The organism is Aeromonas sp. ASNIH5 (assembly GCF_002902865.1).
GTDB classification, from domain to species: Bacteria; Pseudomonadota; Gammaproteobacteria; order Enterobacterales; family Aeromonadaceae; genus Aeromonas; species Aeromonas caviae.
Window position 1 is genome coordinate 2,266,170 of sequence record NZ_CP026122.1, and the last position, 14,860, is coordinate 2,281,029.

A 14,860-nucleotide genomic window follows, 5' to 3' on the forward strand; every position below is an offset into this window, starting at 1 on the left:
AACCGCCAGACATGCTATGTCTGGTTGCGGCGTCGGTCATGAGAAACCCCTGCCCGCAGTGTTGTCGGGGCCAGGTGGTTATAAAGTGTTTGCTTTCAATCCCGTCTATTCGGGCAACGCTATTCATATTGGGACTGCTCACTCAAATATCAAGTCCCACTCTCATTTCTTTTCTCAATCTGCACCTCTCTGATCAGCATCATCAGCTCCTGAGTTTCCTCAGAGCTTAGCCCTTCCTGCGCCACCTTGGCCTGCAATTCTTCGATCCGTTGCTTCAGGAAAAGGTTGATGAAACCGACAAAGGTATCCTGCAATTCTCCCAGAATATCGGGCTCCTGGTCGAGCTTTACCTCTTCAAACAGGTCATGCATCGCCAGCTGGGCAAGTATTTCTCCCTCTTTTGTGCCGCGCCAATGCTCCAGCAGGATACCCGTTGTCACTCCCGGCTGGATCAGGATCTGCTGGTGCAGTTGCAGCAGGAAAGGGATCCCCTGCAGGCGCAGCCCGGCCAACTCGGGCATGGCCGGCAGCTCGGCGGTGATCGCCGGATACTGCACCATCAGGGCCAGAGCCCTGCGGATCGGCGTCAGTTTGGTCGCCTTGGGTTTGTTAACTTCCGCCTTGGGCTGGCTGTTGCGGGCAAACAGCTCGGCAATCCGCTGCTTGTTTTCTCCCCAGCGCATCATGCTGGAAAGTCGGGTAATCAACCCCTCGCGAGTGAAACCTTCCGGTACCCGACGAATCAGCTCGGCGGCCTTGTTGGCCACTTCAAACTTGCCTGCCTCACCGGAAAGAGCCGCATCGCGCCCGAGGCGTTCGAACATGAAATCCGCAAACGACTGGGCCTTGTCGAGCAGCGCTTCGAACCCCTCCTTGCCGATCTGGCGTACCAGCGAGTCGGGATCCTCGCCATCCGGCAAAAAGACGAACTTGAGTTCACGGCCGTCCTGCAGGTGGGAGAGCGCGTTATCCAGCGCCCGCCAGGCCGCTTCCCGACCGGCGTTGTCGCCGTCGTAGCAACAGACCACCTCTGCCGTGGTACGGAACAGGGTGTGGATGTGATCGCTGGTGGTCGCAGTCCCCAGTGCCGCCACCGCATAGTCGATGTCGTACTGGCCGAGCGCCACCACATCCATGTAGCCTTCCACCACAAGGATCCGGCGCGGATCCTTGTGTGCCTGCTTGACCTCATAAAGGCCGAACAGCTCTCGCCCCTTGTGGAAGATGGGGGTTTCGGGGGAGTTCAGGTACTTGGGCGTGCCATCCCCCAGCACTCGGCCACCGAAGCCGATGACCCGACCGCGTTTGTCCCGGATCGGAAACATGATGCGATCGCGGAAACGATCGTAGCTGCCCGGGCCGCTGTCACGGGGGATCAGCATACCGCCCGAAATCAGCAGTTGTTCGTGATCCCTACTGGCGCCAAAGCGGCGACGCACCTGATCCCAGTCCCCAGGGGCATAACCGATGTTGAAGCGCTTGACCACCTCGCCAGTCAGGCCCCGGCCTTTCAGATACTCCACCGCCTGAGGCGCGTTCTTGAGATTGCTCTCGTAGAAGCGCGCAATCTGGTTCATCAGCTCGAACAGATCCTTGCTGACGGCTGGTTGGCTATGGCTTGATCCACCCGCCGTTTGCTCACGGGGGACCTGCATGCCGTGCAGGCTTGCCAGCTCTTCGATGGCATCGGGGAATTCCAGGCCGTCGTACTCCATGACAAAGCCGATGGCATTGCCGTGGGCACCACAACCGAAACAGTGATAGAACTGCTTCTCCTGGCTGACGGTAAAGGAGGGGCTTTTTTCGTTATGAAAAGGGCAGCAAGCCTGGTAGTTCTTACCGGCTTTCTTCAACCGCACACGGGAGTCGATCAACTCGACTATGTCCGTGCGTACGAGCAGATCATCGATAAAGGATTGCGGGATCCTGCCAGCCATAACCGTCCTGTTTCATTGCATAGGAAATAAAAAAGCCGCGCATTCCAATGGGAAGCACGGCTTCTTCGACCAAACAAGAGAGTTGCCTGTTACGCCAAGCGGGTTTTCACCTGAGCACTGACGGCGCCGACATCGGCACGCCCCTGAATTTTTGGCTTCAAGACAGCCATGACTTTACCCATGTCAGCCATGACGGCAGCACCACTTTCAGTGATGGCTTGCTCGATCAGTGCGGCAATTTCGTCTGCGGTCAGCTGTTGTGGCAGGAACTCCTGCAGCACAACGATCTCGGCGGACTCTTTGTCGGCGAGATCCTGGCGACCGGCAGCTTCAAACTGGCTGATGGAATCGCGACGCTGTTTGACCATTTTGGTCACGACAGCGAGGATCTCTTCATCGTTGAGCTCGACACGGGTATCGACTTCACGCTGCTTGATTTCTGCCATCAACAAGCGGATAGCACCCAACCGAGGCTTGTCTTTGGCAAGCATCGCGAGCTTTTGCTGATCCTTGAGTTGATCCTTCAGAGACACGGCATGATCCCTTGATTAGTACAGGCGGATACGACGTGCGTTTTCGCGGGACAGCTTCTTGGCGTGACGCTTGACAGCGGACGCTTTGGCGCGCTTGCGAATGGTAGTCGGCTTCTCGTAGAACTCACGGCTACGAACTTCGGACAGGATACCGGCCTTTTCGCAAGAACGCTTGAAGCGACGCAGAGCAACGTCAAACGGCTCATTTTCACGGACTTTGATTACTGGCATGTGCCTTTCACCTCAGTGATAAATTGTTAGCTGACCTTCAATCGATCAGCATGTCTTAAAATGGTGCGAAATTATACTCTGGACAGGGAATGAAAGTAAACCCGCAGAGATCGCTCTGGTTTAAAAAACCCGCGAAGGTTACCATAGCCGTCTCATTTTAGCAGTGAAATTTTTTAGCAATGCGTGTATTGGGCATAGAGACATCCTGTGACGAAACCGGGATCGCGATCTTCGATGATCAAAAAGGGATCCTTTCCCACCAGTTGTACAGCCAGGTCAAGCTGCATGCGGACTACGGCGGCGTCGTTCCCGAGCTCGCCAGCCGGGACCATGTACGCAAGACGATCCCCTTGATCCAGGCCGCCTTGAAAGAGGCCGGACTTGGCAAGGATGACATCGATGGCATCGCCTATACCGCGGGGCCAGGTCTGGTTGGCGCCATCCTGGTCGGGGCGACCATAGGCCGCTCGCTGGCCATGGCCTGGGACAAGCCGGCCATCGCCGTACACCACATGGAAGGTCACCTGCTGGCCCCCATGCTGGAAGAGAAGGCCCCCGAGTTCCCCTTCGTGGCGCTCTTGGTTTCCGGCGGGCACTCCATGCTGGTTCGGGTCGATGGCATCGGCAGCTACCAGTTGCTGGGCGAATCGATCGACGATGCCGCCGGTGAGGCGTTCGACAAGACCGCCAAGCTGATGGGTCTGGACTACCCCGGTGGTCCGCTGCTCTCCCGGCTGGCAGAAAAGGGCACCACTGGACGCTTTACCTTCCCGCGTCCCATGACCGACCGTCCCGGGCTCGACATGAGCTTCTCCGGTCTCAAGACCTTCGCCGCCAACACCATCACCGCCAACGGCGATGATGAGCAGACCCGTGCCGACATCGCCCGGGCGTTTGAGGATGCGGTGGTCGACACCCTGGCCATCAAGTGCCGTCGCGCCCTGAAAGAGACCGGTCTCAATCGTCTGGTCGTGGCAGGCGGCGTCAGCGCCAACCGTCATCTGCGCGCCCAGCTGGCCGAGCTGATGGAGAGCCTCAAAGGTGAAGTCTTCTACCCGCGCACCGAATACTGCACCGACAACGGCGCCATGATCGCCTATGCCGGCATGCAACGCCTGAAGGCGGGAGTCTTCGAACCCCTCGTCGTCAAGGCCGTGCCGCGCTGGCCGCTGGACACTCTGGATCCGGTGTGATCCGGAAGATCCACGACAAAAAGAAAGGGGCCTTCGGCCCCTTTTTCATCTTGATGACGGTATTCATACCCGTTTAATTGGTGCGGAACAGCGCCTCAATGGAGAGCCCCTGCCCCAGCAGGATTTCCCGCAGACGGCGCAACCCTTCCACCTGGATCTGGCGCACCCGCTCGCGGGTCAAACCAATCTCGGCGCCCACGTCTTCCAGGGTGGCCGGTTCATAGCCGAGCAGACCGAAACGGCGGGCCAGCACTTCGCGCTGCTTGGGATTCAGCTCCTCCAGCCAATGCACTATGCTGCTGCGCATGTCATCTTCCTGGGATTCCAGCTCGGGCCCCATGCCGCGCTCGTCGGAAAGTACATCCAGCAGCGCCTTGTCGCGATCGCCACCAATGGGAGTATCCACCGAGGTGATCTTCTCGTTGAGCTTGAGCATGCGATTCACATCGTCCACAGAGCGATCCAGTGCAGAGGCGATATCCTCGGCGGTCGGCTCATGGTCGAGACGATGAGAAAGCTCGCGCGCAGTGCGCAGATAGACGTTCAGCTCCTTGACCACATGGATGGGCAGACGAATGGTGCGGGTCTGGTTCATGATGGCCCGCTCTATGGTCTGGCGGATCCACCAGGTGGCATAGGTAGAGAAACGGAAGCCTCGCTCGGGGTCGAACTTCTCGACGGCGCGGATAAGGCCGAGGTTGCCCTCTTCGATGAGATCCAGCAGCACCAGGCCGCGGTTGTTGTAGCGCCGGGCAATCTTGACCACCAGGCGCAGGTTGGATTCGATCATGCGCTTGCGCGCCGCTTTGTCGCCACGCAGGGCACGGCGGGCGTAATAGACTTCCTCTTCAGCCGTGAGCAAGGGGGAGAAGCCTATCTCCCCCAGATAGAGCTGGGTGGCGTCCATTACCTTGTTCAGCTCGGGCGCCATCAGTTCATCGGAAATGGTTTCTTCGGCTTCGGCCGCCACTTCCTGAACCTCTTCTTCCTCCTGAACCTCCAGCTCCTCGTCGAACTCTAACTCTGCATCCTGCATTACCAGTTGTTCTTGGCTCATGATATCTCTCCCTGACCTACACCAGAGTAAGACTCAGCTCTCTGAGTTAACGCTTTGGCAAATAGCCCATCGGGTTGATCGACTTGCCTTTGTACCGGATTTCAAAGTGCAAGCGCACATCCGGCGCATCCGTGCTACCCATATTGGCGATAACCGCTCCGCCCTTCACGGTGTCTCCCTCCTTGACCCTCAACTCATCGTTGTGAGCGTAGGCGGAGAGGTAGTCATCGTTGTGCTTGAGAATTATCAGCTTGCCATAACCTCGCAGTGCACTGCCCGCATAGACCACTTTGCCGCTGCTCGCAGCGTAAATGGGTTGGCCCTTCTGGCCGGAAATGTCGATGCCCTTGTTGCCTTGTTCCGCAACGGAGAAGCCTTCAACGATCCGCCCTTTGGTCGGCCAATGCCAGGAGAGTGTTGACGAGGAACTGACGGTTTTTTGTTCTTTCGCCTGAGCGTATGCTGTTGACGAGGCAGGAGCAATCGTTTTCTGAGCAATAAATGGTGTGGTCGTACCTGCCGGAGCCGTGGCCAGGGGTTTGGGCCCCGTGCTGGTCACAACCGGTGTGGTTGCTGCCACCATCTGACCACCCGAGGAACCCGCGCCCCCCACATTGAGCACCTGACCCACGTGCAATGCATAAGGAGCCTGGAGGTTGTTGCGCTGGGCCAAGGCCTGGTTGGAAAGACCGAACTGGCGACCGATGCTGCTCAATGTATCGCCACGGCGCACTTCGTAACTGCCAGACCCCGTCACGCTGCCACGACTGACAGGGCTGCCGACGGTTGCCACCGCCATGGGGGCGGAAGCGCCATCGAGCCTGAGCTGCTGGCCGGGATAAATGTTATAGGGGGGAGTGATGCCATTGATGCTGATAAGCGAAGCCACATCCATGCCAGAACGAAATGCAATGGAGTAGAGAGTGTCTCCTTTGACCACGGTGTACCCGTTGCCTGCAATGCCGGGCTTGGTCATACCTTGACGCACGGGGATGGTCGAAGCGACCTGATCATTGCCCAGGCTGTGCACCGGAGCCGCAGTCTTGCTGGAGGAACAGGCAAGCAGCAGCCATGACAACACGACGACACCGCTACCTTGCCAAACACGCGAACACATAGTGGATCCTTAACGACTAAACCAGAAATAGGCCGCAACGGCCAAACCAATACAGAGCCAGCCCAGCACATCCACATAGTGCATCAGCTTGCGCTCCATCTTCTCGCCGCCCCAGCGCATCAGACCTGCAACCAGGAAGAAGCGCATGCCACGACCGATCAGAGAGGTCTGGATGAAAGGCAACAGTGCCATGTGGAGCAAGCCAGCCGTGACGGTAAACACCTTGTAGGGGATCGGCGTGAAGCTGGCAATAAAAATAACCCAGATGCCCCACTGCGCGAACCACTGCTCGGCCAGGGCAATCTTGTCCTCATAGCCAACCGAGGTCACCAGCGGCTGCACCACTGGCTCCCACAGGGCATAGCCGAGCAGATAACCAAACAGCGCGCCCAGCACCGAAAAGAGAGTGGCCAGCGCGGCATAGTGCCAGGCGCGATGAGGTTTGCCGAGCGCCATGGGCGCCAGCATCACATCCACCGGGATGGGCCAGAAGATGGATTCAATAAAGGCGGTGATGGCCAGATACCAGGGGGCATACTTGTGGCGTGCCCACTGCATCACCAGAACATAAAGGCGGGAAAACAACTTCACTCGACATCTCCGTCAATCAGGGGAACGAAACGTACCGGCTCCAGGATCCGGCTGGTGAGCTGGGAGCCCGATCGCTCGATGAGCTGCAGGGTCTGCTGGCCATCACCCACCGGCAACACCAGACGACCACCGTCAGCCAGCTGATCGGTCAGGGCCTTGGGGACCTCACTGGCCGCCGCCGTCACCAGAATGGCGTCGAAAGGGCCCTTGTTGGGCCAACCTAGCCACCCATTGCCGTGCTTGGCCGACACATTGTGCAGATCGAGCTGGCGCAATCTGCGCCGGGCCTGAAACTGCAGCGACTTGATCCGCTCCATGGTGTAGACATGCTCCACCAGGTGGGCCAGTACCGCCGTCTGGTAGCCCGATCCCGTCCCGATCTCCAGCACATGGGCCGGATCGTTCTGGATCAGCAGCTCGGTCATGCGCGCAACGATGTAAGGCTGGGAGATGGTCTGCCCATGGCCGATGGGCAGGGCAGTATTGTCCCAGGCCTTGTGGGCCATGGCCTCATCCACGAACAGCTGGCGCGGCACCTTCGCAATCGCCGCCAATACGCGGAAATCGCGGACATCCTGGGCAATCAGTTGATTCAACAGGCGCTGTACTATCACAACGTCATCCCTGCAGATCCAGCCACGCGCCCAGGGTCGACAGACTGCCGTAGGCCGTCATGTCGATGGTCAGGGGAGTGATGGAGACATAACCCTGCTCGATGGCGGCAAAGTCCGTTCCCTCTCCCGCATCCTGCTGGTTGCCGGGGGGGCCAATCCAGTAGACGGGCTGACCACGGGGATCCTCGGTGCGGATCACCGACTCCGCCCGGTGGCGATTGCCAAGACGCGTCACCCTGATCCCCTTGATCTGCTCGAGCGGCAGGTCAGGCACATTCACGTTGAGGATCTGATCCGCAGGCAACGGATGCACCATCAGCCCCCGCACCAGCTGGGCGGCGTAGTGGGCCGCACTGGCGAAATGAGTCTTGCCCACCAGCGATACGGCGATGGAGGGGAAACCCAGATGACGCCCTTCCGTCGCGGCCGCCACCGTCCCCGAGTAGATGACGTCATCCCCCAGGTTGGCCCCGTGATTGATACCGGCCACCACCATGTCGGGCTCAGGGCGCAGCAGTTCGTTGACCGCCAGATGAACGCAGTCGGTCGGCGTCCCCTTGACCGCATAACTCTTGATGCCGTGAAAACTGGACGCATCGAGGCGGGTGACCCGCAGCGGTACTTCCAGCGTCAGGGAGTGGCTGGCACCGCTGCGGTTGCGATCCGGTGCCACCACCACGACCTCGCCACAGGCACGCAACGCCTCGCTGAGGGCGCGAATGCCCTCGGCGTGCACCCCATCGTCATTACTGACCAGAATTCGCATCGGTTGAGTTCCTGAAACCGTGATCGGCCTCTTCGGCCTGCATTAACTCTCGTACCACGCTGGTGGCAAAGGCGCCGGCAGGCAGGAAGAACGACAGGGTCAGCACCTCGTCCTCCCGTTGCCAGCTCATCTGCTCCGGCTTGAGCAGCAGCGGGCGCCTGTCCTGATCCAGCCCGGCTTTCTCCAGTCCTTCGCACCAGTCACCATAAGGAGCCAGCACTTCTTGCTCGAACTCGGCAGCAGCGCCCTGGCTCGCCAGACGGCCACGGCCCCACTGGGGAGCGGTCAGCTGCACGTCTCCGGAGGCAAGGCGAGCCTCCAGCTCGGGGGTCACGCTTTCTTCGCTGAAGATGGAGTGGCTGCCCTTGAGCATCACGCAGTCGCCTGCCAGCAGCTGATGGGCCAGTCCCTGCTCGATGCGGGCGCTGACGATGGCATTGAACAGCATGCTGCGGGCGGCGGACAGATAGAGGGAGCGCTTGTTGCGATCCTTGATCCGTTTGCCGGCGAACATCGCCTTGGCGGCCTCCAGGTTGTTGCCACCTCGGCCGAAACGCTGCTCGCCGTAGTAGTTGGGCACCCCCTGGGTTGCTATCGCCTGCAAACGGGATTCCAGCCCGTCGGCCTGCTCCAGCCCGGTGAGACGCAGGGTGAAGTGGTTGCCCTTGAGATAGCCGACCCGCAGCTTCTTGTTGTGGCGCTTCACCTCAAGGATCCGGATGTTGTCGTTCTCGATGACCGAGAGATCCGGCTCGCCCTTGCCCGGCAGATGGATGCCGAACCACTGTTCGGTCACCGCATGGCGATCTTTCAGCCCAGCCCAGGTCACTGCATTGCGGGCAACCCCGGCCGCATCGGCCAGCAGGCCAGCCACCCAGGCAGTATTCTCGCCGGTTTTGCGTACCCGGACGAAGATGTGTTCACCCTCGCCGCAAGGTTCGAACCCGAGATCTTCATTGACCACGAAGTCGGCGGCCTCGGCCTTGAGGATGCCGCGAGCAGTGGGCGTCCCGTGCAGATAGGCAAGTTGTTCAAGCATCATTGTTTCACCAGCAAGACGACGGCTTCGGTGGCGATCCCTTCCTTGCGCCCCGTGAATCCGAGTTGTTCGGTGGTGGTCGCCTTGACGTTCACCCGGTTCAAATCACATTGCAGATCCGCGGCCAGCACGGCGCACATGGCGTCGATATGGGGGGCCATCTTGGGGGCCTGGGCGATGATGGTCACATCCAGGTTGCCGATGGCATAACCTGCGAGCTGCACGCGGGCAAAGACATCCCGCAGCAGGATGCGGCTGTCGATGCCCTTGAATTCGGCGGCGGTATCGGGGAAGTGGCGGCCGATGTCGCCAGCGCCGATGGCCCCCAGCAGGGCATCGCTCACCGCATGCAGCACCACGTCACCATCGGAGTGGGCCAGCAGGCCCTGTTCATAGGGCACTGCCACCCCGCCCAGCATGCAGGGACCGACCCCGCCAAACTTGTGAACATCAAAACCATGTCCGATCCGCATCATGCCTGCGCCCTCCTCAATACACGGAAATCTGTCTCATCAAAACCATGTCCGGTGCGGATCATGCCTGCTCCTCTGGGGATGAATCGGGTCGTGCCGACCGGCACGCACGTTGTTGCTGTAAATAGAGCCCGGCCAGGGAGAGATCTTCCGGCCGGGTCACCTTGATGTTATCGGCCCGCCCTTCCACCATGCGCACGGGGAAACCGGCGCGTTCCATGGCGGAGGCTTCATCGGTGATGGCAGCGCCGAGCGCCAGCCCCTCCTCCAGCGCCCGCTTGAGGGGGCGGACCAAAAACATCTGGGGCGTCAGGGCATGCCAGAGCTGCTCGCGATCCACGGTGGCGAGGATATTGCCGGCCGCATCGGTGCGCTTCATGGTATCGCGCACCCGGCTGCCGAGGATGGCACCGCCAGAGGCCATGGCCGCAGCAATGAGCGCATCGAGATCCTCGTGGGTCAGACAGGGCCGGGCGGCGTCATGCACCAGTGCCCACTCCCCTTCTGCCACGTGCAACGCATTGAGCACGGAGAAGGCGCGCTCGCTTCCCCCTTCCACTCGCAGCACCCGCGGATCGGTGGCCACGGTCAAGGTCTCAAACCAGCGGTCGTGGGGCGCCAGCGCCACGATCACACGGGCGATGGCGGGATGGGAGAGCAGACGCTCCAGGGTGTGCTCCAGAATGCATTTCCCTGCCAGGGACAGGTACTGCTTGGGGCAACTGGCCCCCATGCGACTGCCAATACCGGCAGCCGGGACGATGGCGGTCAGGCCGCTCAGGCTATCAGTCATCGTAGGGGGCACCATCAGGCTCCGTCACCTGATCCTTTTCTTTGGGAATGATTCGGTAGAAGGTCTCGCCCTGCTTGATATAGCCAAGATCGTTGCGCGACAACTCCTCGATGGCCTCAAGGCCAGAGGTAAGATCGTCGATTTCCCGGTAAATCAGACTGTTGCGATCCTTGAGTACCAGGTTGTCCTGTTGCTGCCGCTCGATGGCGGTGGAGAGTTCCCGATAGTCGGAGAGGCCGTTTTTCCCCAGCCAGAGGTCATATTGCAGCCCTCCCAACAGGAGGAGCAGGATAAGAGTGAGTAGCCGCATGCACTGAGTCTCCTTCAAGCGGCCTAGTTTCCCATATTCGCAGGCAAGACAAAAGAAAGCCTGTGTGCCGGATGGGTTGGTCGGAATAAAAAATGCAGGTCGCACACGCCCATAAGCGCAGAACGAAAAAGCCCCGCCAGATGGCGGGGCTTTGTGAAGCATGAACGCAGGCGAAAATTAAGCCTGGTTCTTCACTTCTTTCAGACCACGGAACGGAGCCTTGGCACCCAGGGCTTCTTCGATACGGATCAGCTGGTTGTACTTGGCAACACGGTCAGAACGGCTCATGGAACCGGTCTTGATCTGGCCAGCAGCGGTACCCACAGCCAGGTCGGCGATGGTCGCGTCTTCGGTCTCACCGGAGCGGTGGGAGATGACGGCAGTGTAGCCAGCGTCTTTGGCCATCTTGATGGCAGCCAGAGTTTCGGTCAGGGAACCGATCTGGTTGAACTTGATCAGGATGGAGTTGGCGATGCCGTTGTCGATACCGCGCTTCAGGATCTTGGTGTTGGTTACGAACAGGTCGTCACCCACGATCTGGATTTTCTTGCCCAGTTCGGCGGTCTGGTAGGCGAAGCCTTCCCAGTCGGATTCGTCCAGGCCATCTTCGATGGAGACGATCGGGAACTTGGTGGTCAGGTCAGCCAGGAAGTCGGAGAAACCGTTGGAGGTGAAGATACGACCTTCGCCCTTCAGGTTGTACTCTTTCTTCTCTGCGTCGTAGAACTCGGACGCAGCACAGTCCATGGCCAGGGTGATGTCGGTGCCCAGTTTGTAACCGGCAGCGGCAACGGCTTCAGCGATCACTTCCAGCGCTTCGGCGTTGGATTTCAGGTTCGGAGCGAAACCACCTTCGTCACCGACGGCAGTGTTGTAGCCCTTGGACTTCAGCACTTTGGCCAGGTTGTGGAACACTTCTGCGCCCATGCGAACGGCTTCTTTCAGGGTCTTGGCGCCAACCGGCTGGATCATGAACTCCTGGATGTCGACGTTGTTGTCGGCGTGCTCACCACCGTTGATGATGTTCATCATGGGCAGCGGCATGGAGTAGACACCCGGGGTGCCATTCAGCTCGGCGATGTGGGCGTACAGCGGCATGCCTTTGGCAGCAGCGGCAGCTTTGGCGTTGGCCAGGGAAACAGCCAGGATGGCGTTGGCGCCGAACTTGGATTTGTTCTCGGTACCGTCGAGGTCGATCATGATCTGGTCGACAGTGGCCTGGTCCTTGGCATCTTTACCCAGCAGAGCCTGAGCGATCGGGCCGTTGACGGCTTCGATGGCTTTCAGCACGCCTTTACCCAGGAAACGGCTCTTGTCGCCGTCACGCAGTTCCAGCGCTTCGCGGGAACCGGTGGACGCGCCAGACGGAGCGGCTGCCATACCAACAAAACCACCTTCCAGGTGAACTTCGGCCTCAACGGTCGGGTTACCACGGGAGTCGATGATTTCACGACCGATCACTTTAACGATCTTGGACATGTGTATTTCCTCAGGTTTCGTAAAAAAACAACAAAAATATGCCAAAAAAAGCGGCTGTGGCACAGAGCCCCAACCGCATTTATTTTCAATTACTTCAAATTACGCTTCTGATACTCGCCCGCCGCCTTCACAAAACCGGCGAACAGGGCGTGGCCATCACGGGGAGTCGAGGTGAACTCCGGGTGGAACTGCGCGGCCACGAACCAGGGGTGATCCGGGATCTCGATGATTTCCACCAGCTTCTTGTCGGCGGAGAGACCGGTCACCTTCAGACCTGCCGCTTCAATCTGCGGCAGCAGCTTGTTGTTCACTTCATAACGGTGACGGTGGCGCTCGTAAATGGTCGGGCTGCCGTACATCTGACGCACCTTGGAGTCTTCCACCAGGTGGCAGAGCTGGGAGCCCAGACGCATGGTACCGCCCAGATCGGACTTCTCGGTCCGGGTCTCGACGTTGCCTTCGTCATCCACCCACTCGGTGATGAGACCGACCACGGGGTACGGGCTGTCTTTCTTGAACTCGGAGGAGTGAGCCCCTTCCATGCCCGCCACGTTGCGGGCGTATTCGATCAAGGCAACCTGCATGCCCAGGCAGATACCGAGGTACGGGATCTTGTTCTCGCGGGCATATTTGGCGGCCAGGATTTTGCCTTCCACACCGCGCTCGCCGAAGCCACCCGGCACCAGGATCGCATCCAGACCTTCCAGCAGCTCGGCGCCACGGGTCTCGATGTCCTGGGAGTCGATGTACTTGATGTTGACGGAGAGACGGGTCTTCAGGCCACCGTGCTTGAGCGCTTCGTTGACGGACTTGTAGGCGTCCGGCAGGGAGACATACTTGCCCACCATGCCGATGGTGACTTCGGCAGTCGGGTTGGCCTCTTCATAGATGACCTGTTCCCACTCGGCCAAGTCGGCTTCTTTGCACTCGATGCCGAAGCGCTCGGTGATGTAGCCGTCCAGACCCTGGGATTTCAGCAGCGCCGGGATCTTGTAGATGGAGTCGACATCCTTCATAGAGATGACGGCGCGCTCGGGCACATTGCAGAACAGGGCGATCTTGGCACGCTCGTTGGCCGGAATGGCGCGGTCGGAGCGGCAGATCAGCACATCCGGCTGGATACCGATGGAGAGCAGCTCCTTCACGGAGTGCTGGGTCGGCTTGGTCTTCACCTCGCCGGCGGCGGCCAGGTAAGGAACCAGGGTCAGGTGCATGAACATGGCATTGTTGCGACCCACAATGGCCGCCAGCTGACGAATGGCTTCAAGGAACGGAAGGGACTCGATGTCGCCCACGGTACCGCCCACTTCGACGATGGCAACCTGATGGCCTTCGGCACCGGCAATCACCCGCTCCTTGATGGCGTTGGTGATGTGCGGGATCACCTGGATGGTGGCGCCCAGATAGTCACCACGACGCTCCTTGCGCAGCACGTCTGCATAGATGCGGCCGGTGGTGAAGTTGTTGCGGCGGGTCATCTTGGTGCGGATGAAACGCTCGTAGTGGCCCAAATCCAGATCGGTTTCGGCCCCGTCCTCGGTTACGAACACTTCACCATGCTGGGTCGGGCTCATGGTGCCCGGATCCACGTTGATGTACGGGTCCAGTTTCATGATGGTCACATCCAGACCACGGGCTTCCAGAATGGCTGCCAGAGAAGCTGCGGCAATGCCTTTGCCGAGGGATGAAACAACGCCACCAGTCACAAAAATATATTTGGTCGTCATGCTGAACCTGAAAGAAGTTTAGGGAATTTTAAGGGGTGCTTCGGGGATGAAGCAGGACGGGGAAACAGTATACCAAAACCCCCACTCCCAAACAATGAACAAAAATCTATCAGGCTCCCCGCCGCCCCGTCTTGCGCCAAATCAACTTTGCTCGGTTTCCTTGGCCTTGTTCCAGGCCTCGTCCAGCTTCTCCAGGGAGCAATCCGTCATTTTCAGACCTTCTGCGGCAATAAAGTGTTCAACCTGACGAAAACGACGCTCAAACTTGGTGTTGGCAGCCCGCAGCACCTGCTCGGGATCCTTGCCCAGATGACGCACCAGGTTGACAGTGGCAAACAACAGATCGCCGAGCTCGTCGCTCACCCGAGTCTCGTCCACGTCGACCATCAGCGCCTCTTCCATCACCTCCTCGATCTCCTCGTGGATCTTGTCCACCACGGGCCCCAGCGTCTTCCAGTCAAAACCGACGGTGGCGCAGCGCTTCTGGATCTTGGCTGCCCGGGTCAGGGCAGGCAGGGAGAGGGGGATATCGTCCAGCACGCTCTCCTTGTCGAGCGCCGCACGCTCTTTCGCCTTTTCCGCCTCCCAGTTCGCTTTGATCGCCTTCTCGTCACCGAGATCGGCATCGGAGAAAACATGGGGGTGGCGGCGAATGAGCTTCTCGCTCACGGTATCGACGATGTCGGCAAAGTCGAACAACCCCTGCTCCTTGCCGAGCTGGGCATAGAACACGACCTGGAACAGCAGATCACCGAGTTCCCCCTTCAGCCCTTGCCAATCTTCGCTCTCGATGGCATCCGCCACCTCGTAGGCCTCCTCCAGGGTGTGCGGCACTATGGTCTGGAAGCTCTGCTTGAGATCCCAGGGGCAGCCCCCGTTCGGGTCACGCAATCTGGCCATGATGTCGAGCAGTTGGGGAAGGTCGTAGCGTTGGGACATGGGCAACTCACTTTCGATTCGGTAAATGGGGTTCATGAATATCCGCTCACGCCACTGTTCC

Annotated in this window: 16 protein-coding genes; 1 reads left to right on the top strand and 15 read right to left on the bottom strand. The window is 59.5% G+C overall.

Features of this window, described 5'->3' with window-relative positions:
* Positions 1–149: 149 nt before the first annotated feature.
* From dnaG to rpsU, 3 genes are all read right to left on the bottom strand, one after another.
* Complete coding sequence (gene dnaG / locus C2U30_RS10430) at positions 150–1,937, bottom strand: DNA primase (RefSeq protein WP_103243707.1); 1,788 nt, start codon at positions 1,935–1,937, stop codon at positions 150–152.
* Between the two features lie 89 nt (positions 1,938–2,026).
* Positions 2,027–2,470 (bottom strand): GatB/YqeY domain-containing protein, encoded by a 444-nt coding sequence (locus C2U30_RS10435; RefSeq protein WP_010675618.1) that lies wholly within the window; start codon positions 2,468–2,470, stop codon positions 2,027–2,029.
* A gap of 15 nt (positions 2,471–2,485) precedes the next feature.
* Positions 2,486–2,701 carry a 30S ribosomal protein S21 gene (gene rpsU / locus C2U30_RS10440; protein ID WP_005309452.1) on the bottom strand — a complete coding sequence of 72 codons (216 nt, stop codon included), beginning with the start codon at positions 2,699–2,701 and terminating at the stop codon, positions 2,486–2,488.
* Between the two features lie 179 nt (positions 2,702–2,880).
* On the opposite strand from rpsU, the gene tsaD reads away from it, so the two are divergent.
* Complete coding sequence (gene tsaD / locus C2U30_RS10445; RefSeq protein WP_103243708.1) at positions 2,881–3,894, top strand: tRNA (adenosine(37)-N6)-threonylcarbamoyltransferase complex transferase subunit TsaD; 1,014 nt, start codon at positions 2,881–2,883, stop codon at positions 3,892–3,894.
* Positions 3,895–3,967: 73 nt separating this feature from the next.
* Here the strand turns inward: tsaD and rpoS are convergent, their stop codons facing one another.
* The 12 genes from rpoS to mazG form a co-directional block, all read right to left on the bottom strand.
* Positions 3,968–4,951, bottom strand: coding sequence for an RNA polymerase sigma factor RpoS (gene rpoS, locus C2U30_RS10450; RefSeq protein WP_010675620.1), 984 nt, complete (start codon positions 4,949–4,951; stop codon positions 3,968–3,970).
* Positions 4,952–4,997: 46 nt separating this feature from the next.
* The gene (locus C2U30_RS10455) at positions 4,998–6,068 is read right to left on the bottom strand and encodes a LysM peptidoglycan-binding domain-containing protein (RefSeq protein ID WP_010675621.1); all 1,071 of its coding nucleotides are present in this window, start codon (positions 6,066–6,068) and stop codon (positions 4,998–5,000) included.
* 9 nt (positions 6,069–6,077) lie between these two features.
* Positions 6,078–6,659, bottom strand: a complete 582-nt coding sequence (locus C2U30_RS10460; RefSeq protein ID WP_199767362.1) for a YqaA family protein — start codon at positions 6,657–6,659, stop codon at positions 6,078–6,080.
* Positions 6,656–7,273, bottom strand: a complete 618-nt coding sequence (locus tag C2U30_RS10465) for a protein-L-isoaspartate(D-aspartate) O-methyltransferase (RefSeq protein WP_010675623.1) — start codon at positions 7,271–7,273, stop codon at positions 6,656–6,658. The genes C2U30_RS10460 and C2U30_RS10465 overlap by 4 nt, the downstream gene beginning before the upstream one ends.
* 4 nt (positions 7,274–7,277) lie before the next feature.
* Positions 7,278–8,039 (bottom strand): 5'/3'-nucleotidase SurE, encoded by a 762-nt coding sequence (gene surE / locus C2U30_RS10470; protein WP_041211067.1) that lies wholly within the window; start codon positions 8,037–8,039, stop codon positions 7,278–7,280.
* Positions 8,020–9,078 (bottom strand): tRNA pseudouridine(13) synthase TruD, encoded by a 1,059-nt coding sequence (gene truD, locus C2U30_RS10475; protein WP_103244682.1) that lies wholly within the window; start codon positions 9,076–9,078, stop codon positions 8,020–8,022. The genes surE and truD overlap by 20 nt, the downstream gene beginning before the upstream one ends.
* On the bottom strand, positions 9,078–9,554 hold the full coding sequence (gene ispF, locus C2U30_RS10480) for a 2-C-methyl-D-erythritol 2,4-cyclodiphosphate synthase (protein ID WP_010675626.1): 477 nt from the start codon (positions 9,552–9,554) through the stop codon (positions 9,078–9,080). The genes truD and ispF overlap by 1 nt, the downstream gene beginning before the upstream one ends.
* A 58-nt stretch (positions 9,555–9,612) precedes the next feature.
* Positions 9,613–10,344, bottom strand: a complete 732-nt coding sequence (gene ispD, locus C2U30_RS10485; RefSeq protein ID WP_048208397.1) for a 2-C-methyl-D-erythritol 4-phosphate cytidylyltransferase — start codon at positions 10,342–10,344, stop codon at positions 9,613–9,615.
* Positions 10,337–10,654, bottom strand: a complete 318-nt coding sequence (gene ftsB, locus C2U30_RS10490) for a cell division protein FtsB (protein WP_010675628.1) — start codon at positions 10,652–10,654, stop codon at positions 10,337–10,339. Before ftsB ends, ispD begins: the two co-directional genes overlap by 8 nt.
* Before the next feature lie 177 nt (positions 10,655–10,831).
* Positions 10,832–12,133: a phosphopyruvate hydratase gene (gene eno / locus C2U30_RS10495; RefSeq protein ID WP_043154803.1), complete on the bottom strand. Its 1,302-nt coding sequence runs from the start codon at positions 12,131–12,133 to the stop codon at positions 10,832–10,834.
* An 89-nt stretch (positions 12,134–12,222) separates the two neighbouring features.
* Complete coding sequence (gene pyrG / locus C2U30_RS10500) at positions 12,223–13,860, bottom strand: glutamine hydrolyzing CTP synthase (RefSeq protein ID WP_039041042.1); 1,638 nt, start codon at positions 13,858–13,860, stop codon at positions 12,223–12,225.
* Between the two features lie 141 nt (positions 13,861–14,001).
* On the bottom strand, positions 14,002–14,799 hold the full coding sequence (mazG, locus tag C2U30_RS10505) for a nucleoside triphosphate pyrophosphohydrolase (protein ID WP_103243709.1): 798 nt from the start codon (positions 14,797–14,799) through the stop codon (positions 14,002–14,004).
* Between the last annotated feature and the right edge of the window lie 61 nt (positions 14,800–14,860).